The organism is Lactobacillus rodentium (genome assembly GCF_003423665.1).
GTDB lineage: Bacteria > Bacillota > Bacilli > Lactobacillales > Lactobacillaceae > Lactobacillus > Lactobacillus rodentium.
In genome coordinates this window covers 44415-69685 of record NZ_BFBY01000004.1, presented here as the reverse complement: position 1 = coordinate 69685, position 25271 = coordinate 44415, and the positions used below count along the sequence as shown (strand labels likewise).

Below are 25271 nucleotides of genomic sequence, written 5' to 3'. Positions count from 1 at the left end.
CTGATAAACACGAACAATATTAATAAAATATTTTTAAAAAGTTAGTAAATTAGTGAATTTATTGAACAAAAATAGTTTATTTTACGTAAAAATATGTTAAAATCTTATCGTTAATGACTTTGAGTAAGGAAATAAAAATGAATAACGATATTGAAAAAATACTAATTAGCCAGGAACAAATGAATAATCGTTTGGATGAATTAGCAGCCCAATTAAATGAAAAATATACTAATAGCAAAGAATTACCCCTAGTTGTCTCAGTAATGACTGGAGCACTGATGTTTAGTGGTAAAATGCTTGAACGTTTAAACTTTATGATGAATCTTGATGTGGTTAAAGCTTCTAGTTATGAAGGAGCTCATTCCACTGGTAAGGTTACTTTAAGTCAAGATGTAAAATATGACGTAAAAAATAGACCAGTAATTATCATGGAAGACATTATTGATACTGGACGTACTTTAAAGTTCTTAAAAGATTTATTCTTAAAACGTGGAGCGGCAAGCGTAGAAATTTGTGCTATGATGGATAAACCAAAAAGTCACGAAGTAGACTTAAAGGGTGATTATATCGGCTTTAATGCACCTAATGAATTTTTAGTAGGGTATGGCTTAGATTATGATGGGTTATACCGCAACTTACCTTATATTGGTGTTTTAAAACATCGTGTTTATGCTTAATATTAAAAAATTTAATTGATATGTAAAAGAGCAAGTTCATAGAGTAGAACTAGAAACTTGCTCTTTTATTTTAATGTGTATTAGTTAAAATCACTTTTTGAACAGATTAAACTACAACTGTTAAGAAAATAATTTCTTTAATAAAGAAAGACAAAGGTAAAAAATCATGAGATTAATTACACTTGAAGAACACTACATGTCTAAGAAGGTTAATGATCAAGTAGAAAAGATCTTACTGAAGAATAATAGTATTAATCCTACAATGTTTAAATTTATTAATGATTTTGTTAATAGTAGCTTAATTACTGATATTGGTGGTAAGCGTATTGCTTATATGGATAAAGTTGGTGTTGATACACAAATTTTAGGTTATGGTAACAATACTCCTGGTAATTTAGCTGATGAAGTTGCCATTGAACTTTGCCAACAAGCTAATAATGAAGTATATGAAGCAACTCAAAAATATCCAGGACGTTTTTACGGTTATGCAACTTTACCACTGGAATTTCCAGATGCAGCCGTTGCTGAATTAGAACGTTGTGTTAATGAATTAGGCTTTGTGGGTGTAATGGTTGAGGGACAAGTTAATAACCACTTTATGGATGATCCTAAGTTTTACCCAATTTTGGAAAAATGTGCTGAATTAGATGTTCCTTTATATGTTCACCCAGGAATTGTTTCCCCTGATATTCAAAAACTTTATTATCAAGGAAATTGGTCTCCTCAAGTAGCCAACCACTTTGCTGGGTATGCAATTGGTTGGCACTATGATACTGGTGTAAATGTAATGCGGATGATTTTAGCTGGTATTTTAGATAAATTGCCTAACCTTAAAATTATTGCCGGTCACTGGGGTGAAGGGCTGCCATTCTATTTTGATCGAATTGATCTGGGTTTACCAACTAAATTAACTGGACTTAAGCATAAAGTTTCATGGTATTTCCAACATCAAATTTATACTGATCCATCGGAGATGTTCTTTAGAAATGACATGGAATTTACTGTTAAAACAATGGGAGTAAATCAAGTAATGTGGGCTCAAGATTTCCCATACTTAAATGGGACTTTTGATCAAATTGATGATGTTCGACCATTTATTATTAATTCTGATTTACTTCCTGAAGATATAGAGAAAATTACTCATAAAAACGCAGAAAAATTATTTCACTTGGATTCAAAGGAGTAACTTATGAAAAATGTAATTATTACCGGAGCTAACTCTGGTTTAGGTTTTGAAACAGCAAAAAAAATTGCTGCTAATAAAGAATATCGCGTGATTTTAGCTTGTCGAAATATGGTTAAGGCTCAGGCTGCAAAGAAAGATATTATTGCGGCAACTGGTAATGAAAATGTAGAAGTACAAATTATTGATACTTCTTCTTTTGAATCAGTGCACAATTTTGCCAAAAATATTATTGATTCTGGTATCAAACCTGATGTTTTAATTAATAATGCTGGTATTTCACCAATGCGTGGCACAGGAGTGACTGCAGATGGATTTGACATTGTTTTTGAGACTAATTATTTGGGTCATTTTTTGCTAACTCAATTACTTCTACCAGTGATGAATGCTGATTGTCGAATTATTAATATTACTTCTGATATGCATAATCCACCATATGGTTTAACCTGGCCAGGAGTAGACAAAATTGCTTATGGGGGTGTAGATACTAGATCAAGATATGCATACTCAAAATTATGTATGATTTATTTCACTCATGCATTGGTAAACTATTTTGAAAAAACAGACAAGACATTCGTAGCTAATTCATTTAATCCTGGCTTTATGGCCGATACTAACTTCTCACAAGGTACTGGTAAGGCACGTGAACAAATGGTTAAGTTAACTGCGCCAGATCGCTATAGTACTTTAGACCAATCTTCCACCGCTTTAGCGGAAGTTGCTACTAGTCCAGCCTTAGCTGATGTAACTGATCAATATTTTGATCGAAGTACTAATACGATTCGATCTTCTGCGTTATCTTATAATCAACATAATGCGGTTGAATTATGGAACGATAGTTTAAAGTTTTGTCATCTTAAATAATTAATAAAAAAACAGCTTTTGGTATCAAATACCAAAAGCTGTTTTTATAATGAATCAATAATACGATGTAAATTTTTTATAAAATCTGCTTGTTCTGCTTGAGGAATTAGTTGTGTTACTTTCTGTTCCAATGAAGCAAATATTTCCTTGATAGATTCAACTAATTTCTCTCCCTTGGGTTCAATAAAGATCTGTTTTTGTCTTTCATTATCTGTAGGAATTCTTCTACTTAGATAACCTTTCTTTTCCATCCCTTTTAACATATTGGTCATGGTAGCAGTTTGACGATTCAAATATGTTGCAACGTCTTTTTGAATTGTTCCTGGATGATCAGCAATATATTTAATTAAACGTGCTTGTTGAATATTTAAACCGAGCCGTTGTAGTTTATCGTGAACAAATTTTTCTTGTGCTACTTCAGCAAGATGTAAGTATTCTGAGATATTATTTGGATTATTTGTTTCCAATAGTATTCCTCCTTAGATTAAATAAATTATAACTGAATTTATCCTAAAGTGTAAGTTAAATTGTAAGATAAGAATACTATTTTATTAGTTAACAGTTGTAAATACAAATAAATATAGACTATTTAATTTTAAAATCAGATAGTCTATATTTCCAAATAACTAACGTCTTGTAAGATGAGGACGTGTAGTTTCAGTTTTTTCTTCATTATCAAAGTTTTGTTTTATTTGTTTTTCAAATTGTTCTTTAACTTCTTCCCAGTTACCAGTAAATTTTTCTATTGGATTAAAATCCCTGAATTCAGTACCAGGCACTTTAGTTCCTTCAAAACAAACAAAAGTATCACCAGTATCTTCAGGAGCAGTAGCCCAAATCTGTAATTTTGGAAAGGCACTGTATTGTAAAATCCATGAATCATCAGTTTGCTGAGTAAATAGACCCCAATTTTGTCCATTTACGGCTACCGTAATTTTAACGGGATCTTCACTTTCCAGGTTATAAGTAATATTCTTATTTTGAATTTGTTCTTCAATTAAAGCTAAAGCGGCGCGATCGTTTGAACTTTCGCCTTCCATAGTTACTCCTGGTTCATCATAAACCCAATTTTTTTGAGTTGGGAACCATTCGCGTGTTACTGCATAATGGCGAGTATAAGGATCATATTTCAAATAACCATAGAAAAAGTTATTAACATAGATTAACCATTTTACGGAACCATTAAAACAATAGAGATCTTTGTGAGTTGCATGTAAATCAAGGCCATCTAAGTTCATAAGAGTACCTCCTAATTAAAATGATTTTTAAACAGTTGTATTTTAATCTGTTTTAATGATAAATACAAATAATATACCTCTTATCGTCAACTAGTTCCAATTCAATTACTCAAAAAAGAATAAAATAAAAAAGATTGATATGTCTCATTTATAAGTGAGAATTATCAATCTTTTTAACTATTAATTACGCCAAGGAGTGTCATAGGGGAACCAACGGTTAGCACTATGATCAGCTAATCTTGAAAATGGATATACTTCAGTTCCTTGTTCTTTTAATTTATCTTCTAAGTAATCGCGTACCATCCAAACATGTCCCGGTTCAGGATTATCCATATTAAGAATTTGATTTAATTCTTCTTCTGAGATTTGTAAATCATTTAGGATAGTTGGTAAATCAGAATTTAAACGACTAAAATTTTCTTGTAATTCATGTGCAGTGTTAATTGTTTCTTGTCTGGTTAACATGTAATAACCTCCTATATTTAACAATACAATTATATTTAATCATTAAATAGTTTGAAGTACAACTTTTTTGACCGGAAATGAAATTTAAAAAAAGTCGTTAAGAAATTTTCTTAACGACTTTTTAGCTTATATTAGAGTCCAAATGGGATCTTGTAAACAAAAATACCAATGACTGCACCCACAATTGGGCCTAGGGATGCTACCCAGCTGTAATCCCAGTGGGCATTATGATCTGAATTTGGTACAGGTAAAATTGCATAAAGAATACGTGGGCCTAAATCTCGAGCAGGGTTAAGGGATGGTCCAGATACACCACCAAGTGCTAAAACAACTCCCATAATCATGAACCCAACACCGATGTTGGCAATATCCATGGCATTGTGGAAAAAGAGACCATGGTAAAGTCCAATGGCAACAAACATTAAAACGCCAGTACCCACAACTTCGGAAATAAATCCATTTAATTTACTATTGTGAATGTCTGCAGTAGAGAAACAACCAAACACAATATTGGGATCGGTTGTTTCTTTAAAGCTTGGCCAATAAACTGCTAGGATAATTAATTGTCCCACCATTGCACCAAGAAACTGAGCAATAATGTATTGTGCCACATGAGCCCAAGGAAAGACACCAGCGAATGCTTGGGCTAAAGTAGCAGCAGGATTGATATGACAACCAGAAACTGAACCGAAGAGCATTGAAGGAATCATTACTCCAAAACCAAAGCTGATTGCAATTAATAGCCAGCCACCATTTGCCTTACCATCTTCGTTATTACCATTGGTTTTCTTCAAAACCGTATTCATTACGGCACCATTTCCAAACATAACTAAGATCATGGTACCTAAAAATTCCGCAATATATTTTGCGAACCAAGTGTGTTCCATACTTTTTCGAATCCTCCTGAAAAAATAAGTGAAAAATAACAGCAAATCCAATTATACCTAAGAGTAGCTGAGATGAATAGCATTTTTTTAAGTAAATTTGAATAAATATTGTAAAATTTAAAATTTTCTTGGTAATTTTTAGCATTTTTTTGCATAATAAAATAGCGTAGAGAGATTATGTGATTAAGAAACTTGGAGAGTTATGAATAAAAAACAAGTTACAATGGTAACTGCCGCTTTAATGTTGGGTAATGTAATGTCTGGACTTGATGGAACAATCATCAATACTGCAATTCCAGCAATTGTTTCAGCTTTACATGGGATTCAATTCATGGGTTGGATCGTAGCAATTTTCTTATTAGGAATGTCTATTTCCATTCCAATTTGGACTAAGATCGGAGAAAAGATTACTAATAAACTGGCTTTTGAAATTTCTCTGATATTTTTTATTGTGGGATCTACTTTAGAAGGATTAGCACCTAATATTTTCTTCTTTCTGGTTGCTCGTTTCGTTATGGGAATTGGAGCAGGAGGTATGGGCTCGCTACCTTATATTATTGCTGGTTATATTTTTACAAATATAAAAAAGAGAACCAAAATACTTGGTTATCTAACAGCTAGTTTTAATGGGGCTGCAATAATGGGGCCTTTAGTTGGTGGTTGGTTAATTGATGCGATTTCATGGCATTGGGTCTTTTATATCAATATTCCGATTGGCTTATTGGCTTTGATAATTTGCTTGATTTTTTATAAACCGGTTACTCCTCAGGCTCCAGTCAAATTTGATATCCCGGGAGCTATTTTATTAGTTTGCGGTCTTATCTTATTCTTACTTGGTGTTCAACTTCTGGGATTAACTTCAATCAGTTTGGTCATTTTATTGATTGTCATGAGTCTCTTTATTTTAAGTGGTTTCTTTTATCATGAAAGCAGAGCAGAAAATCCCGTTATTCCATTAGATCTATTTAAAAATCGGGATTTAAATGGTGATTTTATCCTATTTGCTTTGAGTTGGGGTGCTTTTTTGGCGGTAAATACATATTTGCCAATGTGGGCACAGGCCATCTTAGGAATGTCAGCCTTGATGGGTGGAATGACTTTGATACCTAATTCCATTTTTGAAATTATTGCTTCACAATTAGTAGCTACCATTCAAGAACATCTGCGAACCTTTATTTTAGTTTTGATCGGTTTAATTACAATGATTATTTCAGTAGCAGGTTTATTCTTCTCCACTGTAACTACTCCTTTGTATTTATTAATTATCATTGGTACTTTTTCAGGAATTGGAGTTGGGTTTATCTTTGTTGCTTTGCAAGTAAAAGTTCAAATGGATGCGGGGATGAAAAATATGGCTACCGCAACTTCGACATCTTATTTGATAAGAATATTAGCACAAACGGTTATGGCCGCAGTTTATGGTGTAATTATGAATTTTGCTTTGGCAAATGGAATCAAAGCACACCATGAAATTACAATTAAGATGTTAAATGAATTAAGTGATGCTAAATCAGCAAGATTTTTACCAGCTCATTTACTGCCATTGATGCGGCAAATTTTTCATCAAGGATTACATCAAATTATGTTAGTTTCTCTTATCCTCTTGATACTGGCAGTAGTTTGTGATTTTTACTTTAATTTCAACAAAGAAAAAGGAAATTTTAAATAAAAAGTAATAGAAGTAAATTCGCTCCACTACGAAATTTACTTCTATTTTTTAATTGTAAAAAAACACTCGTTATATTAAACTTAGGGTTTGTATAAGTAGGAGGGTAAAAATGAATTTTTTTGATAATTTACATTTTGGAAATTATTTAATCTTATTAGGGATAATAATTTGTACAAGTTTACTTGCCAGTATTATTTTTTGGTTGAAATTTCGTAGGAATATTAAAAAATGATAGCAGAATTTTTTAAAACAACTTTTACCATACTATGGGTCATTGGATTGGTTGTTTTTTTATTTTATTTTCTTAAGACAGTTATTTTTCGCTTAATATCTTATCCCCTAGATCGACAAAAATTTGCTGGTAATAGTATTAACCAGAGAAATAGCAGCGATTTTATCTACTACATTATTATTCCTTGTTATAATGAGGAAGCTATTATTAAAAGAACTCTTACGCATGCCTTGGCTTTTGCTAAAGTCGAAGTTGTAGTAGTTGATGATGCAAGTAGGGATAATTCACTTGCTGAAATTAATCAAATTCATAATCCTCATTTGCATGTCTTGAAACGCCAAGAACCTGAGGCGCATACCGGAAAAGGTGATGTTTTGAATTTTGGCTTAAACTTTATTATTAAAGATTCACAAATTAAAGGATTTGATAAAAATAAGGTTATAGTAGGAGTAATTGATGCAGATGCGCAACTGGCATCTAATGCAATTACTTGTTTAAATAATTATTTCACTAATCCCGAAGCAGTAATTACTCAAATGCGTGTAAAAATGTATCCCAATTTTAAAAGTCTTTTACAAGTATTTCAGGATGTAGAATTTTTTAGTGTGAATAATATGGCACAAATCATGCGAATGTATACTAAAACTGTGGGGTTAAGTGGAAATGGTCAATTTTTTCGCTTAGGCGCAATTTTAAATAAGATTGGTGATCATCCCTGGGGAGATGCACTTTTAGATGATTATGAAATGACGATTAGATTGATGCTGGTCGGAATAACAGTAGATTATATGGCTGAATCATATGTGTATCAAGAAGCACTGATATCAGTTAAGAAGTTTATTATTCAACGTAGTCGTTGGGTCCAAGGAGATCTTGATTGTCTCAAGTATTTGCCAAATCTTATTAAGGATAAAAGCCTTACTAAAACACAAAAACTAGGAATTTACTATTTTTTAGCTCAACCTTGGTTGGCAATAATAGCTGATATCTCTTTAATTATACTTTCTCTCTTTACGGGAGTAGTAGTGGGTCAAAATGTGGGAGAAGTTAGTGGGGTAGAATTGACATTAATCTTATTTTTGGCACTGACAATATCCTGTCTCTGTGGGATTTTAGAATTAGTAATTTATCAAAGAGATCTTCACCACTTTAAAGAAAAAAGTCCACGTTTTGGAAAAATGATAGTTATTATCGGAATAGTGTCCTATATTTATGTAATTTTATTTTTTAGCCTATTAATTGCTTTTAAACGTTGGTTTACACATAAAAATTCTTGGGTTAAAACTGAACATGGTAAAGGAAGCTAAATAAAAAGAAGAAGTTTTAATAAAAACTTCTTCTTTTTATTTTAAATTATGAATGACATTAAATTGGAACAGAATTAAGTTTAAAACAACTATACCAGAAGTAACAATAAATACCATGCTGTAACTAGATAAACCGGCAACTGTAGAACCTAATAGTGGCCCTACAATGTTGCCAATATACATTGCACTTTGATTCCAAGAAAAGATTCTACCAGTAACTTGAGCAGGAGAATTTTTGGTAAGCAAAGTTTGAACTTGCGGAATTAAGCAGGCATCTGAAAAGCCTACTAGGAATCTCAAAATTCCCAATTGAATTGTATTTTGAACAAAAGCGGTTAAAAAGAAGAAAATCGTAGCCGCAATAAATCCACCAACGATAATTTTATGAGTTCCAATTCTGTCTCCCCACGCTCCAAAGCGTGAAGCAACTAAGAAAGTGGCAATTCCTGGTAAGGCTGCAATCACTCCTGAAATAAAAACAACATTTCCGTGATTATGCATTAATTGAGCGACATATAATGAAACAATAGGATTGATAGAGTTATTTGCTGCCTGAATAATGAGGGTAGTTAATAATAAACCAAAAATTAACGTTGGTGAACGTAAGGCTTGTATCACGCCTTTAGTACTTTCTAATTTCTTATCTTCAATTGGCTTGAAATCATCTTCATGAACAAAGAAAAGAGATAGAAAGAAGACCAGAGTTAAAAGTCCGCCAGTAATAACGAAGGTAACACGATAACTAAAAATTGAAGCAAGGGCACCACCAACAAAAGGTCCAAGTAAGTTTCCGGCCGTAAATGAAGAGGCCATTGTACCAAGTGCTTGACCGGATTTTTCTTTTGGAGTTTCAGTTGCTACTAAGGCATTTGAGTTAGAAACATAACCGGAAAAAACCCCTTGCAACATTCGCAACCCAAATAATTCCCAAACATTTTGTACTAACCCCATAGCAGCCATGACGATTGCCATACCAATTGAAGCTCGTAGAATCATTAACTTACGGCCCTTTTTATCAGCCAATTTTCCCCACCAAGGAGAAACAATGGCCGAAACAAAGTAGGTACCGGAGAAAACCAATCCAGACCAAAAGTTCAATTGTTGTTTAGAAAAATGTCCCAATGTCTTGATATACAAAGGCAAGAATGGCATTACTTCTGAAAATGCAATTCCTGCGATAAAGACTGCAATTGATAAAACAAAAAGATTGCGTTTCCAAATTGGTTTTTCTTGATTCATAGCTTGCCCTTCCTAATCTAAAACTGCATTCTATTGTACTCTTATTTTTTTATAGAAAAAAATCAATTTTGGCTATGAGGATAATAGATTAATTGTAATTGGATGATTAAAATAAAAGTAACCAATTATTTTTTATTAATAGGAGTATTTATGAAAAAAGAGCAAGAAATTAAAATGTTAAAAGAATTTTCTGATGCTAATGCAACATCAGGATTTGAAGAAGAATTTGTTAAGCTTTTCTCAACTTATGCAAAAGATACAGCTAATATTGAAACTGATGGGATGCTTAATGTTTATGCTGCTAAAAAAGAAAATAAGGGTAATCGTCCGGTTATTCAAATGGACGCTCATTCAGATGCAGTGGGTTTTATTACACAAGCAGTTAGACCAAATGGTTTAATTAAATTTGTTCCACTTGGTGGTTGGGTAAAATATAATATTCCTGCTCTTAAAGTAAAAATAAGAAATCGTGATGGTGAGTATATACCGGGAGTTGTCGCTACTAAACCACCACACTTTATGAGTGCTGCTGAAAGAAATTCAATTCCAGAAGTTGCTGACATGTCAATTGATGTTGGTTCTTCTAGTCGTGAAGAAACTATTACTAATTATAAAATTGATACTGGTTGTCCTATTTTTGTGGATGTGAAATGCGAATACCACGAAAAATCAGGTCTCTTCTTTGGTAAAGATTTTGATGATCGTTTTGGTGCCGGTGCAATGGTTGATGTACTAGATAATCTAAAAAATGAAGAAACTAATTTTGATGTAGTTGCTGCTTTATCAGCTCAAGAAGAAGTTGGATTACGCGGCGCTTATGTCACGGGTAGAAAAGTAAAACCAGATTTATGTATTGTTTTAGAAAGTTGTCCTGCTGATGATACTTTTGAACCAGAATGGTTGTCACAAACAGGTTTAAAACGGGGACCAATGTTAAGGGATATGGATACGACTTTTTTACCTAATCCTAAGTTTCAACAATATGCTTGTGATTTAGCTGATAAAAATCATATTCCTTATACGCGTTCGGTAAGAACTGGTGGTGGACAAGATGGAGCAGCGATTTACTATGAATATGGTGCGCCCACAATTGTAATTGGTATTCCAGTTCGTTATGAACATTCACCATATTGTTTTAGTGCATATAGTGATTTTAAAGCATCAGTTAATTTAGCAACTGCAATTATTCGTGATATGACTAAGGAAAAATTAGAGAGTTTCAAAATTATTTAGGTAAAAATAAATGAAAGTAAAAGTAAAATTAAATGATCAAGGCTATTTACCAGATAAATATACGAAGCATACCAGTCCTAATTTTCGAGTAGATGGTAAACCGGCTGTTTCATTTCCAATTGAAGTAGATGATTTGCCGACTGAAACCAAAACTCTTGCTTTATATATGAAGGATTTTGATTCAGTACCAGTATGTGGTTTTGTTTGGATTCATTGGTTAGCGGCTAATATTGATGCTATTCATACAACTATTCCAGAAAATACGAGTCTAAAGCCTCAATTTAATTTAGTTCAAGGTAGTAATAGTAATGCTAGCAAATTTTTAAGTGGTGAAACTGGACCTAAAATAGGCTATACAGGTCCACAACCACCTAGTGGAATTCATGATTATACTTTGACAGTTTATGCTCTTGATACTAATTTGGATTTAGAAGAAGGATATTGGTTAAATGAATTTTTGAAAAAAGCTGACAAACATATCCTAGAAAAGAAAAGTATAAATTTGCCAGTTCATAGTTAATAATAATAGGGGCTAATGAGTTAAAATAGCGCCTTTTTTTGTGAGATAAAAATTAAAAAAATATTTTTATCAATAGTATACATATACACATAATAAACTTGACTAAATACTGTTAATTAGGATAAAATAAATAAATCTTACATTATGATTATTAAAATTAACGAAAGTTAGGTTAAAAAATAATGGAAAATACAGAAAAAGAAAAGACTTTCTTTGGACAACCGAGAGGTCTCTCAGTCCTATTCCAGACTGAATTATGGGAAAGATTCAGTTACTATGGAATGCGTGCCATTCTTCTATTCTACATGTACTATGCAATTAGTCAGGGTGGATTAGGCATGAACCAGACAGTGGCTGCCTCGATTATGTCAATATATGGATCTTCTGTAATGTTGGCATCGATTCTTGGTGGTTGGGTATCTGATCGTATTTGGGGCCCACGCAAGACTGTTTTTTACGGTGGTGTCTTGATCATGATTGGACATATTGTACTTTCTTTCCCAATGGGAGTTGGTGCTCTATATACTTCAATTGTGTTCATTGTTTTAGGTACTGGTCTGTTAAAACCCAATGTGTCTGATATGGTTGGTCATCTTTATGGGCCTGATGATAATCGACGCGATGCTGGATTCAGTATTTATGTCTTTGGTGTCAATTTGGGAGCTGCTATTGCACCTATCTTGGTACCCTGGGCCAAAGATGGTTTTGGTTTCCATGCCTTCGGTAAAGTAGCAAACTTCCATGCTGGTTTCTCATTAGCAGCAATAGGAATGTTCATTGGTTTGGTTGTTTACTACTTTGGTGGTAAAAAGACACTTTCAGAAAAGAGCTTACATCCTGCTGATCCAATTCCTGCTGATAAATTACGTTCAGTTATTTGGAAGGCTCTTCTCATAATTATTTTAATTGGTATTCTTTTTGGCATTATGGCTGTTTTCAATGCCTTAAATATTGAAAACATTATTAACTTAATTACTATTTTAGCGATTGCCTTTCCAATTTATTACTTTGTAATAATGTTAAGAAGTCCAAAAGTTACAAAACCTGAACGCAAAAAAGTGCTCGCCTATATTCCTTTATTTATTGCTGGTGCAATCTTTTGGGGCATTGAAGAATCAGGTTCTACTGTTTTGGCATTATTTGCACAAAATAGAACTGTTCTTCATATTGGTGCATGGCACTTTGAAGCGGCTAACTTCCAAACTTTGAACCCACTATTTATTATGATTTTAACGCCATTCTTTGTATGGTTATGGGATACTTGGAAGAACCAACCATCAGCAGCTGGTAAGTTTGCCGCAGGTTTGGTATTTGCCGGGCTTTCATACTTATTTATGACCCTTCCAGGTCTTTTGCATCCAGCAGGTCGTGTAAGTCCTTTCTGGCTTGTTGGTTCTTGGTTCATTGTTGAAATTGCTGAAATGCTTATTTCACCAATTGGATTGGCTGCAACTAGTCGCTTAGCTCCAAAAGCCTTTAGTTCTCAAATGATGAGTTTGTGGTTCTTATGTGATGCTGTAGGACAAGCTGCTTTTGCTCAAATTGTTAAATTTTATTCAACTAAGACTGAAGTTCCATTCTTTGCTATTATCGGTCTTGTAAGTATCGTCTTTGGTATTATCCTATTCTTTATGGTAAAGAGTATTGATAAATTAATGGGCGATGCCAAATAAATATTGATGAATAAAAAAGAGATTCTAAATTTGAATCTCTTTTTTTGTAGTAAAATGGAAACGATAAGAAAAAATAGAGGAGAAAAATATGGCTACACCTATAATTGAATTTAAGCATGTAGAAAAATATTATGGGACTTATCATGCTTTAAGAGATATTAATTTAACTATTGATAGTGGACAAGTCGTTTCTATTATTGGACCATCTGGTTCTGGTAAGAGTACTTTAATTAGAACTATTAATGGTCTAGAACCAATTAATTCTGGTAAGTTGATTGTTAATGGCTTTGACTTAGCAGATAAAAAGACTGATCTAAATAAGATTAGAAAAGATGTGGGCATGGTTTTCCAACATTTTAATCTTTATGATAACCATACGGTACTAGAAAATATTACTTTAGCGCCTAAGATTGTTTTGAAGCGCCCTGATAAAGAAAATAAAGAAAGAGCAATGGATCTATTGAAGCGAGTTGGGTTAGAAAATCGTGCTAATATGTATCCCGCACAATTATCTGGTGGACAAAAACAACGTGTAGCAATTGCACGTTCACTAGCGATGGATCCTAAAGTGATTTTATTTGATGAACCTACTAGTGCACTCGATCCAGAAATGATTCAAGATGTTTTGGACGTTATGCGCTATGTTGCGGATCAAGGAATTACTATGGTAGTAGTAACTCACGAAATGGGATTTGCACGTGAAGTAGGAGATCGTTTAATTTTCTTTGATCAAGGTCAAGTTTTGGAGGATGAGAAACCAGAGGAATTCTTTGATCATCCACAATCAGAACGTGCACGTCAATTCTTAAGTAAAGTAATTACTGAGAAGTTGGGTGGCTAAAAAATGAAGAAAATAAAGAAAATTCTGGTTTTACCATTATTTATTTTATTACTGTTGGCAGTGTCGGGGTGTGGTCGCAGGCCAGAAGGGAATGTCTATACACAGACTAAAGAATCTAAGACGATTTATTGGGGTGTAAAGGCAGATACGAGATTATTCGGTTTAATGAATATTAAAACTGGAAAAATTGAAGGATTTGAAATTGACCTAGCCAATGCATTGACTAAACAAATTTTGGGTAAAAATGGTAAGGCTGAATTTGTTCAAACCACGCCAAAAACAAGAATTCCATTATTAAAGAATGGTAATATTGATGCTGCTATAGCAACGATGACTATTACTCCTGAACGTAAAAAACAAGTTGATTTTTCAACTCCATATTTTAATGCAGGACAATCGCTTTTAGTGAAAGATGATAGTGACATCAAAAATATTAGAGATTTAAATGGTAAAACAGCAGTAGCGGTAAAGGGAACAACTGCTGTTGCCAATGTTAAAAAGTTTGCTCCTAAGGCCAAAGTACTTGAGTATGATGATTATGGTCAAGCTTTTGCGGCTTTAAAGGCAGGCCAAGGCCAGGCTATGACCACAGATAATGGTGTTTTAGCGGGTATTGCTAGTGAAAACCCAGGTTATAAACTTGTTGGTGGCACTTATACAACTGAACCGTACGGAATTGCCGTTAACAAAGGACAAAATGACATGCTTAAGCAAATTAATAAAGCTTTAGAAGAATTAAAAGCAAATGGTACTTATCACCGTTTAGTTGTCAAATGGTTCTCCGGCATTCCAGGATTTAATGTAAAGGAGGCTGAAGGTCTCAATGGCTAAAATATTAGTAGATAATTGGCCACAATTTATTCATGGCTTTTGGAATACGGTTTGGTGCAGTTTAATTGCATTATTCTTTAGTCTTCTCTTAGGAGTGATTTTTGCTTTAATGGAAGTTGCACCTTCAAAGTTGGCTAGTGCTATAGCACATATATATATTGAAATTTTCAGAAATATCCCTTTATTGGTTATTACGATGATTTTTTATTTAGTTGTACCTCGATCAGGAATAAAAATGTCTGGTTTTGCTGCAGGTACAATTGGACTAGCTTTATATTCTTCTGCCTTTATTGCAGAAACTGTACGGGCTGGAATTAATTCGGTAGGTAAGGGCCAAATGGAAGGTGCCCGCTCGAATGGTATGACGTATAATCAAGCGATGCGTTATGTCATATTGCCTCAGGCATTGAAAATTGTAATCCCACCATTAGGGAACCAATTTGTTAATTTAATTAAGAATTCATCAGTTTTGGCCTTTGTTGCTGGATTTGATTTGATGTATGAAGCTGATACCATTGCTTTTTCAAGCTTGGAAACAATTAATACATATATCATTGTTGGGGTATTTTATCTTATTTTAACTTTGCCATTAAGTTATTATATGCGTTACTTAGAAAAACGTTTAGCCTAGGAAGGAGAAAGATAAATGGAAACTTTTATTCATGCTTATTCGTGGATTGATATTCGCTTTCTTCTTCAAGGATTGTGGGTAACAATCTATGTTTCATTGATTTCAATTGCCTTATCATTTGTGATTGGAATTATTTTGGGATTTATCCGTTATGTCAATATAAAGTATGTCTCAGCAATCGTTGGTTTTATCATTGATATTATTCGTAATTTACCCTTGCTGCTTATAATCTTCTTTACATACTTTGGATTACCTGAATTAGGATTGGTTACTAATCCAACTGTTGCTTCGATCATCGCCTTGGTAGTATTTGAAGGAGCGATGGTAGCAGAAATTGTTCGTAGTGGTATTGGAGCAGTAGATCCAGGTCAAATGGAAGGTGCACGTTCAAATGGGATGACCTATATGCAAGCAATGACTCATGTGGTATTGCCACAGGCCTTGCATAAAATGGTGCCATCATTGTTATCACAATTTGTATCTTTAGTTAAGGATACTTCTTTGGCAACAATCATTGTATTACCAGAGTTGCTATATCATGCCCAAATTATTTACGGTCAAAATTCTACTTATTTAATTCCGATGTATATAATCATTGCTGTAATGTACTTTATTGTATGCTTTTCATTGTCAATGTTTGCTAACCATTTACAAAAAACCGGTTGGTAAAGTAAGTTACATCAATAATAAAAGAGCTAACAATAGTTAGCTCTTTTATTATTGAGAATTTAAATTTGTTAAAATTAAGATAAAACGATAAGAGGAAAAGGTTTATGAAAACTATTAGCTGCAATGATACTTTAGTAGTGTCAAATCATCGAGTTTTAAATGCCGATTTAAATGAGCATGGAACAGTATATGGAGGAAGAATTCTTGAATTGGTGGATGGTCAGGCATCTATTGCTGCAATGCGAGTTGCGCGAAGGATGACTGCAACGGCTGCTATTGATAATGTTCAATTTCTGCGGCCTTTTGATTTGAAAGACTCAATGTGTATGGAGGCATATGTAACGGGCTTTGGTAAGCGTTCCATCGAAGTATTTGCTAAAGTAATTGGTGAACATTTAATGACAGGCGAACGTTTTTTAGGATTTTATTGTTTTATGACCTTTGTAATTCTTGATGCTAATAAATCGGTTCAATATGAAAAATTAATTGCCGAAACACAAGAACAAAAAAAGCTAACTGAGCTCTATTTGCAAAGAAGAAAATCACGGCAGGATCAACAACAAACACAACAGAATTTTTTATCAGATATTTCTGTTGAAAAACCATGGTAAATAGGCAAAATGCTCTAATTATGAAAAAGTATAAAATAGTTATTAATGAGATTTTGCCACTAAATAAATAAAGTAGTACAATAGTCAAATCAAAATCTTATTTTATGAATTTAGAAGTTTAACAAGAGGAACAACAATGAGTTTTTACGACATTCTTGGAATTAAATGTAAAGCTTATAATAAAAAAGTTTTTAAGTTGAATCCATTTTCCAATATCGTAGGAAAATTTACTAAGATAACAATTTTAGTTGAAACTGGAACAGATTATAAACTTATATTTGCCGGAAATGAAAATCTTTTACCTACATTTAAGGTTGAGGACGATACACTCTATATCGAGCAAACTCATCGTTTCAATAAACAGGGAATCCTAGCAAACCAAATTTTAAAAATTATTGTTCCGGCTTCAATCCAATTACAAAATTGTCGGCTTTATAATAAATTAGGCAATATTAACTTAATTAATTTAAAGATAAAAGAATTACAAATTAATTGTCATGCAGGAATATTGAAGGTATGTCATGCTAAAATCGAAAATGCGGATCTTAAAATTGGTCGTGGCAATTTAGAGATCCATAGTTCACGAATTAATTTAGGTTTATTATCGACTTATGATGGAGAATTAAAAGTACTTTGTTCTACTTTAAATGACGTAAAATTAAATGTCACTGAAGGAAATATTATTATGACTGATAATATTTTACAGGGTGGTTCAAGTCAATTATATTCAGGAAATTTTGCCTTAACTAATACTACTTTAAAGAGTGATTATAGTGTAAAAAATAGTGATGGTAATAATACCGCTTGGAATGTTAATGTTAAAAAAGCTGATCTTCAAAGTGAAAATGGCAACAATACTATGAAAGCAAAGCCTAATTCCACAGGCTTTATTTTGAAGATGATTGCTCGTGATGGTGATAATTTAGTCAAATAACAAAGAGGGAACCCATTTGGGTTCCCTCTTTGTTATTTATCGAGTTAATACAGAACGTATTTTTGTTGTTAACATATCAATCGCTACTGTATTTTCTCCACCTTCAGGTACGATTATATCTGCATATCGTTTTGTAGGTTCAATAAATTGATTATACATTGGTTTAACAGTTGAAAGATATTGCTTGATAACTGAGTCAACAGAACGACCACGTTGCTCGGTATCACGTTGCAGACGACGGATAAATCTAATATCTTCATCGGTATCGACAAAAACTTTTATATCCATTAAATTACGAAGACTTTCATCTGAAAGAACTAATATTCCTTCCAAAATTATAATATCTGCTGGTTCAGTATGAATTGTCTCTTTACTTCTAGTGTGGGCAGTAAAATCATAAACAGGCATTTCAACTGCTTTATAATTCATTAAGTTTTGTAGTTGTTCAACTAAAAGTTCCATATCAAAAGCATCAGGATGATCATAATTTATTTTCTTTCTTTCAGTCATTGAAAGATTATCATTATTTTTATAATAAGAATCTTGCGTAATAGTTAAAATACGATCATTTTGATGAAGTTGATTATAAATTTCATGTGCAATAGTTGTCTTACCGCTACCAGATCCACCGGCAATTCCAATAATAATTGGTCGTTCACTTTTAAGCATTACAAGTTCTCCTTTTTTAAACTATTACAATAATACTCTAAAAAGCACATAAATGGGGAATTTATCTAGATATATTTGGAATATTTTTTATTGAGGGTAAATTATTACTCAAATCACTTTATAAAATTATAGCCGGGAAAATAATCAGGTTATTTGCGGAATTAGCTAGCTAAATGCAAACGGGATATGATACTATATTAAAAATAATTTAAAATTTTTCTTTGGAGTGAAATTTTATGAAACGACGACGTAATTAAGTAGAAATAAGATTATTTAATGAATAAGGAGTTTATATTAATGCAAAAATACAAATTAACAAAATTTATTTTAATTTTAACTCTGCTGGTTACGCCAATTTTAGGTATTTTTAATTCAAAATCAGTTCATGCCGCCGATGAAAAAACTAAGACCGTGGCAACTGGTAGTATCATGAAAAAGATAAAGAAAAGTGGACAATTAGTAGTTGGAACCTCTGCTGATTATCCCCCGCTTGAATTTACTAAAACTCGCAATGGAAAAACTCAGTATGTTGGTGTAGACATGGAATTGGCTAAGGATATAGCGAAGGATCTTCATGTCAAACTAGTCGTTAAAAATATGAGCTTTGATTCTCTTTTGGTTGCACTGGAAACGGGAAAAGTAGATATGGTAATTTCTGCAATGTCACCCACAGCAGAACGCAAGCAAAGTGTAGCTTTTTCTAAAATATATTATCGTGCTAAGGGTGACTATTTCCTAGTAAACAAAAAAGATGCCAAGAAATACACCACAATAGCAAGTTTAAAGGGGAAAAATGTAGGTGCTCAGACTGGAAGTATCCAATATAATGAAATTAAAAAGCAAATGCCTGATTCTACAGTTAAGGGATTAGGAAAGGTTAATAATCTAGTACTAGCACTTCAATCAGGTAAAGATTCGGCGTTAGTTTTAGAAGAGCTCACTGCAAAAGCTTATCAAAATAATAATAAAAATTTAGTTGCTATTAAATCTAATTTAAAAACAAGCCAAACTGGTAATGCAATTGCCATGGCTAAGGGGCAACCAGACTTAGTAAAGGCTGTCAATAAAACTATTGATCGTGTGCAAAAAGAAGATTTAATTAATAAAAAGTATTTACCGGCAGCCGCAAAAGAAATGCAAACTGCTAATAAGCAAAGTACCATGCTTGCATATTGGAACTACTTCTTAAAAGGTGTTTGGTACACGATTGTTATTACTATTTTTTCAGTATTAATCGGTATCATTCTTGGAACATTGTTAGCTTTAATGAGATTATCCAAGAATCCCATTCTTCACTGGATCGCAGTTTGTTACATTGAATTTATTCGTGGAACGCCTCAAATGGTCCAAATTTTGTTTGTTTACTTTGGAATTGGATATTTAATTTCAAATATGTCTGCTTTATTAGCTGGGATTATTGCTATTGGATTAAATTCGGGAGCATATGTAGCAGAAGATATTCGTTCAGGAATCAACTCCTTACCTAAGGGTCAAAGTGAAGCTGCAAGATCTCTCGGATTGAGTAGAAGTAAAACATACCGCTACGTAATTATTCCCCAGGCAATAAAGAATATTTGGCCAGCTCTAGGTAATGAATTTATTACTTTGGTAAAGGATAGTTCTCTAGTATCAGTAATTGGTGTTGGTGAATTAATGTATGAAACACAATTAGTTCAAACTTCTACCTATAAAGGAGTGCTACCGCTTTTTATAGCAATGATAATTTACTTTATCTTGACGTTCTCGTTGACTAGATTATTGAATCACTTTGAAAAGAGGATGAAGACGAATGGCTAATAAAATGATTGAAGTAGAACATTTAAAAAAGAATTATGGAGAAAAAGAAATTCTGAAGGATATTTCTGAAACTGTTGATAAAGGGCAGGTTATTTCGATTATTGGTCCATCCGGAGCAGGAAAATCAACGTTTTTACGTTGTTTAAATGTTTTAGAAACGCCAACTGCTGGAAAAGTAATCTTTGAAGGCAAGGATTTAACTCATATTGATGAAAAAGAATTAGATGAATTACGTGAAAAAATGGGGATGGTTTTCCAAAATTTTAATCTATTTCCTAATATGAATGTAATTGAAAATGTTAAGTTAGCCCCAATGAAAGTTAAAGGTGTTAGTGATGCGCAAGCTACTAAGACCGCTATTCATCTTTTAAAGAAGGTTGGTTTAGAACAAATTGCCAACCAATATCCAACTAGCCTCTCTGGTGGGCAACAACAACGTGTGGCAATTGCCAGAGCTTTAGCGATGGATCCAGAAGTAATGCTTTTTGATGAACCTACTAGTGCCCTTGACCCAGAAATGGTCGGTGAAGTTTTAAAGACAATGCATGATTTAGCAGATTCAGGGATGACTATGGTAATTGTTACGCATGAAATGGGATTTGCTAGAGAAGTATCTGATCAGATTTGGTTTATGGCTGATGGATATGTAAAAGAAGTGGGTACTCCAGAAGAAATTTTTGATCATCCTCAAACAGAACGTGCTAAAGAATTTTTATCAAAGGTTTTATAACAAAAATAGTCTATGGATTGACATAGACTATTTTCTATTAATAAGTAAATAATTTTTACATAAAAATTACTTTTTCGTATAATAGTCATTTGTAAAGAATTGAAAGGGATGATAAGTATGAAGCTTAGACAAGCAACTAGTTCAGATTTTGATAAAATAATGACTATCTTAAAAGATGGTGCAAACCAACTTGCTGAACGTGGTGTGGAACAATGGCAAGGTGATTATCCATCTCCAGATCAAATTAAAGAAGATATCAAAAATGGTTGGGCCTATTTGGCACAATCCGATGATGGACAAACTGTCGGTGCAATTGCAATTGTTCCTGGTCCTGATCATGTTTATGATAATTTACATGGTAAATGGCTGTTAGATACAAATGATTATTTGGTGATTCACCGAGTAGCAATTCATTCAGATCATGCTGGACATGGTTACGCCACTCAATTGTTAGAAGGAGTAATTAATTACATTCGAAATCATCGTTCTGATATTGATTCAATTCGAATTGATACCCATGAAGATAATAAAGCAATGCAGCATTTAATTGATAAAATGGGCTTTACTAAAGTGGGAGAATTACATGGTGTTTATCGCCCTGATGAAATATCTTATGTATATGAAATGCTAACCAAGGATGAAAAGTCAAAATAGAGATAGGGTAACCTATCTCTATTTTTATTAGACTTAACAGTCTATAGGAATATTGTATATGGTAAAATACTAATTGTTTGTAAGAAATTTTATATGGAGTAGCCATGCGTAGACTTAATTCTAAAAAAATATCTTTTCTTTTTATTGCTTTCTTCTTAATTACTACTTTTACTACAGCCTGCTCTAATTCGAGTGCTAATAAAGTAACGGTAATGGGATCATCTGCCATGCAAGTGCTAGCTGAACAAGCTGGGAATGACTTTCATAAAGATCATCCCGATAGCAATATTATTGTTCAAGGCGGAGGATCAGGGACCGGATTAAGTCAAGTGCAAGCTGGGGCAGTAGAAATTGGAACTTCAGATGTATTTGCTGAAAATCAAAAGGGAATCGATGCTTCTAAATTAAAAGATTATAAAATTGCTGTTGTTGGCATTATTCCAATTGTGAATAAGGGAACTGGCGTAAAAGATTTATCGACCAAGCAATTAGCTGATATTTTTACTGGAAAAATTACTAATTGGAAGCAAGTCGGAGGTAAAAATCTCCCAATTACTGTAATTAATCGTTCAAAGGGAAGCGGAACTCGTTCTACCTTTGAAGGGTTAATTTTAGGAAAACAAAAGCCAATGAAGGCACAAGAGCAAGATTCAAATGGTACAGTAAGAAAAATTGTAAGTTCAACTCCTGGAACTATTTCCTATATTTCAGCTCCTTATGCTAAAGATAGTAATATTCAAAAGTTAAGTTTGAATGGAATTAAACCTAATGAGCAAAATATTACGACTAATAAGTGGCAATTGTGGTCATATGAACATGCATATGTTAAAGGAAAACCAAATAAGATGACTAAAGAATTCTTAAATTATTTACTTTCTAAAAAAGTTCAAAATAATCTAATTCCCCAATTAGGTTATATCAGTATCAATGCAATGAAAGTTACTCGTGATAGTAATAATCAAGTTATAAATAATTAAGGGTCGGAGAGTTAATGAATTTAGAAAATAATAACAAAGAAAATTTAAAAGATGTTGTTAATCAGGCCTTAGAAGACCAAACTATCAAACATGTTAAGTTAAATAAAATTGGTCCTGATAAGGCTAACGTTGATAAATTAACTAAACCTTCTAAAGAAACTCGTCAAGAATACTGGGGCAAAGGCTTAACTGCTGCGGCTATTTTGTTAATCATTATTTTAGTAGTATCAATTATTGGATTTATTGCTATTCATGGATTAGCAACTTTTACTCAAAATCATGTTAATCCTTGGAAATTTTTGACATCTTCAGATTGGGATCCTGGTGCAGGTAAAAATTTTGTTGGTGCTGCACCAATGATTGTTACTTCATTTGCCGTAACATTGTTTTCTGCAATTGTGGCAACCCCCTTTGCAATTGCTATTGCTCTATTTATGACTGAATATGCTTCTAAAAGAGGAAGTAAGTATTTGCAATTTGTAGTAGAGCTCTTAGTTGGTATTCCTTCAGTAGTTTATGGATTTTTAGGCTTAACAATTGTTGTGCCTTTTATTCGTAATATTTTTGGTGGAACAGGATTTGGTATTTTAGCAGCAACATTGGTCTTATTCGTAATGGTTTTACCAACTATTACTTCTTTAACAGTTGATGCTTTAAAGGCTGTTCCTGATCATTACCGTAAAGCATCTTTGGCCTTAGGAGCCACTCATTGGCAAACTATTTATCGGGTCGTGTTGCGTGTTGCTACGCCAAGAATTTTAACTGCTGTAATTTTTGGAATGGCTAGAGCATTTGGCGAGGCATTGGCTGTGCAAATGGTAATTGGTAATGCAGTATTAATGCCAAGCAATTTAATTAGTCCATCCGCTACTTTAACCAGTCAATTAACTAGTCAGATGGGTAATACAGTAATGGGAACTTTACCAAATAATGCATTGTGGTCTCTTGCATTATTATTATTGATTATGGCCTTATTCTTTAATTTCTTAGTGAGATTAATTGGTAGAAAGGGAGAAAAATAATGCATGCAAAGACAGCCAATAAGATTGCTACAGCTACTATTTATACCTTAGTGGGTATTGTAGTAATTATTTTGATAGGAATCTTGGGTAATATCTTGGTATCTGGTGTACCTCATTTATCCTGGCACTTTTTGACTTCTGAAGCTTCTTCTTTTCAAGCAGGTGGAGGAGTTAGAGATCAATTATGGAATTCTCTCTACCTCTTAATAATAACCCTAGTAATTTCGATTCCCGTAGCCATAGGAGCTGCAATTTATCTTTCTGAATATGCGGCCGATAATTGGTTAACAGGTTTGATCAAAACCACAATTGAAATATTAAGTTCATTACCTTCTATTGTAGTAGGATTGTTTGGTTACTTATTATTTGTAGTGCAATTTCATTTTGGCTTCTCTATCTTAGCCGGCGCTCTTGCTTTAACCTTTTTTAACTTACCTACTTTAACTAGTAATATTCAACAGGCCTTAGAAGGAGTTCCTCAAACACAACGGGATGCAGGACTAGCATTGGGACTATCTAATTGGAAGACTATTCGTGGAATTGTACTACCAGCAGCCTTACCTGGAATATTAACAGGAGTAATTTTAAGTGCTGGTCGTATTTTTGGGGAAGCAGCAGCTTTAATTTATACTGCGGGACAAAGTGGTTCAATCATTAGTTTCACTAATTGGAATCCATTTAGTCCTACCAGTTTCTTAAACGTAATGCGTCCGGCTGAAACACTAGCTGTTCATATTTGGCGTGTTAATACAGAAGGAATTATTCCAGATGCAAATATGGTTTCAGCTGCTACCGGTGCATTATTAATTATTGTAGTTATTTTGTTTAATTTAGGTGCACGTATATTGGGTAACCATTTATATAGTAAAATGACGGCAGCAAAGAGTTAGAGGTATTTTGATGGAAAATAAAACTCCTAGTTTTACTAAGGAACAACCACATATTATCAATTTTGATAAAAAAGATTGTATTTTATCAACAAAAGACTTAAGCGTATTTTATGGTGGAACCACGCAAAAATTATTTGATGCCAGTTTACAATTTAAAAAGAAAACAATAACTGCATTAATTGGCGGATCGGGTTCAGGAAAATCAACCTTTCTACGTTGTCTTAACCGTATGAATGATAAAGTTGCACGAGTAGACGGTGAAATTAATTATCATGGTTTAGATATTAATAAATCTAATATTAATGTTTATGAATTAAGAAAAAATATTGGCATGGTCTTTCAACGGCCCAATCCCTTTCCAAAATCTATTCGTGACAATATTACTTATGCTTTAATTGCTGACGGCGAAAGAAATAAGAAAAAGCTTGATCAAATTGTTGAAGAAAGTTTACGGGCTGCTGCTTTATGGGATGAAGTGAAAGATAATTTAAATAAGAGTGCTTTAGCTTTGTCTGGGGGACAGCAACAACGTTTATGTATTGCTAGAGCTTTGGCTTTGAAACCTGAAGTGCTTTTACTAGATGAACCAGCTAGTGCCTTGGATCCAGTCTCTACTTCAAAGCTTGAAGATACTTTAAAGCAATTACGTAGCGATTATTCAATGATTATGGTTACTCATAATATGCAGCAAGCTTCAAGAATTAGTGATTATACAGCCTTTTTCCATTTAGGACATGTAATTGAATATGATACAACAGCCAATATCTTCACGAATCCACAAGGAAAATTAACTGAAGATTATATTCGTGGCAGTTTTGGATAAGGAGA

General features: G+C 33.2%; 27 protein-coding genes. 21 read left to right on the top strand and 6 right to left on the bottom strand.

The genetic code is table 11. From position 1 onward, the window contains the following. Positions 1 to 137: 137 nt before the first annotated feature. The 3 genes from hpt to LrDSM24759_RS03615 all read left to right on the top strand — a co-directional run bounded on the left by hpt (position 138) and on the right by LrDSM24759_RS03615 (position 2724). Positions 138 to 677: a hypoxanthine phosphoribosyltransferase gene (gene hpt, locus LrDSM24759_RS03625; RefSeq protein WP_117118141.1), complete on the top strand. Its 540-nt coding sequence runs from the start codon at positions 138 to 140 to the stop codon at positions 675 to 677. A 166-nt stretch (positions 678 to 843) separates the two neighbouring features. After that, complete coding sequence (locus LrDSM24759_RS03620; RefSeq protein WP_117118140.1) at positions 844 to 1863, top strand: amidohydrolase family protein; 1020 nt, start codon at positions 844 to 846, stop codon at positions 1861 to 1863. Positions 1864 to 1866: 3 nt separating this feature from the next. Further along, positions 1867 to 2724, top strand: coding sequence for an SDR family NAD(P)-dependent oxidoreductase (locus tag LrDSM24759_RS03615; protein ID WP_117118139.1), 858 nt, complete (start codon positions 1867 to 1869; stop codon positions 2722 to 2724). A 44-nt stretch (positions 2725 to 2768) separates the two neighbouring features. Here the strand turns inward: LrDSM24759_RS03615 and LrDSM24759_RS03610 are convergent, their stop codons facing one another. The 4 genes from LrDSM24759_RS03610 to LrDSM24759_RS03595 form a co-directional block, all read right to left on the bottom strand. Continuing rightward, positions 2769 to 3191, bottom strand: coding sequence for a MarR family winged helix-turn-helix transcriptional regulator (locus tag LrDSM24759_RS03610; protein ID WP_245953334.1), 423 nt, complete (start codon positions 3189 to 3191; stop codon positions 2769 to 2771). 159 nt (positions 3192 to 3350) lie between these two features. Next, positions 3351 to 3962, bottom strand: coding sequence for a hypothetical protein (locus tag LrDSM24759_RS03605; RefSeq protein WP_117118138.1), 612 nt, complete (start codon positions 3960 to 3962; stop codon positions 3351 to 3353). 180 nt (positions 3963 to 4142) lie between these two features. Then, positions 4143 to 4427 carry a DUF2316 family protein gene (locus LrDSM24759_RS03600; protein WP_117118137.1) on the bottom strand — a complete coding sequence of 95 codons (285 nt, stop codon included), beginning with the start codon at positions 4425 to 4427 and terminating at the stop codon, positions 4143 to 4145. Between the two features lie 131 nt (positions 4428 to 4558). Then, positions 4559 to 5314, bottom strand: a complete 756-nt coding sequence (locus LrDSM24759_RS03595) for an MIP/aquaporin family protein (protein WP_117118136.1) — start codon at positions 5312 to 5314, stop codon at positions 4559 to 4561. Positions 5315 to 5516: 202 nt separating this feature from the next. Between LrDSM24759_RS03595 and LrDSM24759_RS03590 the strand changes: the two genes are divergently transcribed. Then, entirely contained in the window at positions 5517 to 6983 is a 1467-nt protein-coding gene (locus LrDSM24759_RS03590) for an MFS transporter (RefSeq protein WP_117118135.1), read from the top strand. 228 nt (positions 6984 to 7211) lie between these two features. After that, positions 7212 to 8522, top strand: a complete 1311-nt coding sequence (locus LrDSM24759_RS03585) for a glycosyltransferase family 2 protein (protein WP_117118134.1) — start codon at positions 7212 to 7214, stop codon at positions 8520 to 8522. A 36-nt stretch (positions 8523 to 8558) separates the two neighbouring features. Here LrDSM24759_RS03585 and LrDSM24759_RS03580 read toward each other — a convergent pair whose 3' ends face one another. Continuing rightward, a complete protein-coding gene (locus LrDSM24759_RS03580; RefSeq protein WP_117118133.1) occupies positions 8559 to 9761 on the bottom strand; it encodes a multidrug efflux MFS transporter in 1203 nt (400 codons plus the stop codon). A gap of 150 nt (positions 9762 to 9911) precedes the next feature. Between LrDSM24759_RS03580 and LrDSM24759_RS03575 the strand changes: the two genes are divergently transcribed. From LrDSM24759_RS03575 to LrDSM24759_RS03535, 9 genes are all read left to right on the top strand, one after another. Then, a complete protein-coding gene (locus tag LrDSM24759_RS03575) occupies positions 9912 to 10994 on the top strand; it encodes a M42 family metallopeptidase (protein ID WP_117118132.1) in 1083 nt (360 codons plus the stop codon). 10 nt (positions 10995 to 11004) lie between these two features. Beyond that, a complete protein-coding gene (locus LrDSM24759_RS03570) occupies positions 11005 to 11514 on the top strand; it encodes a YbhB/YbcL family Raf kinase inhibitor-like protein (RefSeq protein ID WP_117118131.1) in 510 nt (169 codons plus the stop codon). Between the two features lie 182 nt (positions 11515 to 11696). Beyond that, positions 11697 to 13187, top strand: coding sequence for a peptide MFS transporter (locus LrDSM24759_RS03565; RefSeq protein WP_117118130.1), 1491 nt, complete (start codon positions 11697 to 11699; stop codon positions 13185 to 13187). 88 nt (positions 13188 to 13275) lie between these two features. Beyond that, a complete protein-coding gene (locus LrDSM24759_RS03560; RefSeq protein WP_117118129.1) occupies positions 13276 to 14028 on the top strand; it encodes an amino acid ABC transporter ATP-binding protein in 753 nt (250 codons plus the stop codon). Positions 14029 to 14031: 3 nt separating this feature from the next. Further along, positions 14032 to 14859 carry a transporter substrate-binding domain-containing protein gene (locus tag LrDSM24759_RS03555; RefSeq protein WP_117118128.1) on the top strand — a complete coding sequence of 276 codons (828 nt, stop codon included), beginning with the start codon at positions 14032 to 14034 and terminating at the stop codon, positions 14857 to 14859. Continuing rightward, entirely contained in the window at positions 14852 to 15490 is a 639-nt protein-coding gene (locus tag LrDSM24759_RS03550) for an amino acid ABC transporter permease (RefSeq protein ID WP_117118127.1), read from the top strand. Before LrDSM24759_RS03555 ends, LrDSM24759_RS03550 begins: the two co-directional genes overlap by 8 nt. Positions 15491 to 15505: 15 nt before the next feature. Then, the gene (locus tag LrDSM24759_RS03545) at positions 15506 to 16159 is read left to right on the top strand and encodes an amino acid ABC transporter permease (protein ID WP_117118126.1); all 654 of its coding nucleotides are present in this window, start codon (positions 15506 to 15508) and stop codon (positions 16157 to 16159) included. Positions 16160 to 16263: 104 nt separating this feature from the next. Beyond that, positions 16264 to 16770 (top strand): acyl-CoA thioesterase, encoded by a 507-nt coding sequence (locus LrDSM24759_RS03540; RefSeq protein WP_117118125.1) that lies wholly within the window; start codon positions 16264 to 16266, stop codon positions 16768 to 16770. A 136-nt stretch (positions 16771 to 16906) separates the two neighbouring features. After that, positions 16907 to 17704, top strand: a complete 798-nt coding sequence (locus tag LrDSM24759_RS03535; RefSeq protein WP_117118124.1) for a DUF4097 family beta strand repeat-containing protein — start codon at positions 16907 to 16909, stop codon at positions 17702 to 17704. Between the two features lie 36 nt (positions 17705 to 17740). Here the strand turns inward: LrDSM24759_RS03535 and udk are convergent, their stop codons facing one another. After that, positions 17741 to 18373 (bottom strand): uridine kinase, encoded by a 633-nt coding sequence (udk, locus tag LrDSM24759_RS03530; protein ID WP_117118123.1) that lies wholly within the window; start codon positions 18371 to 18373, stop codon positions 17741 to 17743. A 297-nt stretch (positions 18374 to 18670) separates the two neighbouring features. Here udk and LrDSM24759_RS03525 point away from each other — a divergent pair, with 297 nt between their 5' ends. From LrDSM24759_RS03525 to pstB, 7 genes are all read left to right on the top strand, one after another. Next, positions 18671 to 20170 (top strand): ABC transporter substrate-binding protein/permease, encoded by a 1500-nt coding sequence (locus tag LrDSM24759_RS03525; RefSeq protein WP_117118122.1) that lies wholly within the window; start codon positions 18671 to 18673, stop codon positions 20168 to 20170. Next, a complete protein-coding gene (locus tag LrDSM24759_RS03520; protein WP_117118121.1) occupies positions 20163 to 20900 on the top strand; it encodes an amino acid ABC transporter ATP-binding protein in 738 nt (245 codons plus the stop codon). Before LrDSM24759_RS03525 ends, LrDSM24759_RS03520 begins: the two co-directional genes overlap by 8 nt. Positions 20901 to 21017: 117 nt before the next feature. Further along, on the top strand, positions 21018 to 21554 hold the full coding sequence (locus LrDSM24759_RS03515) for a GNAT family N-acetyltransferase (protein ID WP_117118120.1): 537 nt from the start codon (positions 21018 to 21020) through the stop codon (positions 21552 to 21554). A gap of 104 nt (positions 21555 to 21658) precedes the next feature. Further along, positions 21659 to 22531, top strand: coding sequence for a phosphate ABC transporter substrate-binding protein (locus LrDSM24759_RS03510; RefSeq protein ID WP_117118119.1), 873 nt, complete (start codon positions 21659 to 21661; stop codon positions 22529 to 22531). 14 nt (positions 22532 to 22545) lie between these two features. Further along, entirely contained in the window at positions 22546 to 23553 is a 1008-nt protein-coding gene (gene pstC, locus LrDSM24759_RS03505) for a phosphate ABC transporter permease subunit PstC (RefSeq protein ID WP_117118118.1), read from the top strand. Continuing rightward, positions 23553 to 24443 carry a phosphate ABC transporter permease PstA gene (gene pstA, locus LrDSM24759_RS03500; RefSeq protein WP_117118117.1) on the top strand — a complete coding sequence of 297 codons (891 nt, stop codon included), beginning with the start codon at positions 23553 to 23555 and terminating at the stop codon, positions 24441 to 24443. Before pstC ends, pstA begins: the two co-directional genes overlap by 1 nt. 10 nt (positions 24444 to 24453) lie before the next feature. Beyond that, positions 24454 to 25266 carry a phosphate ABC transporter ATP-binding protein PstB gene (pstB, locus tag LrDSM24759_RS03495; protein ID WP_117118116.1) on the top strand — a complete coding sequence of 271 codons (813 nt, stop codon included), beginning with the start codon at positions 24454 to 24456 and terminating at the stop codon, positions 25264 to 25266. Positions 25267 to 25271 lie beyond the last annotated feature (5 nt).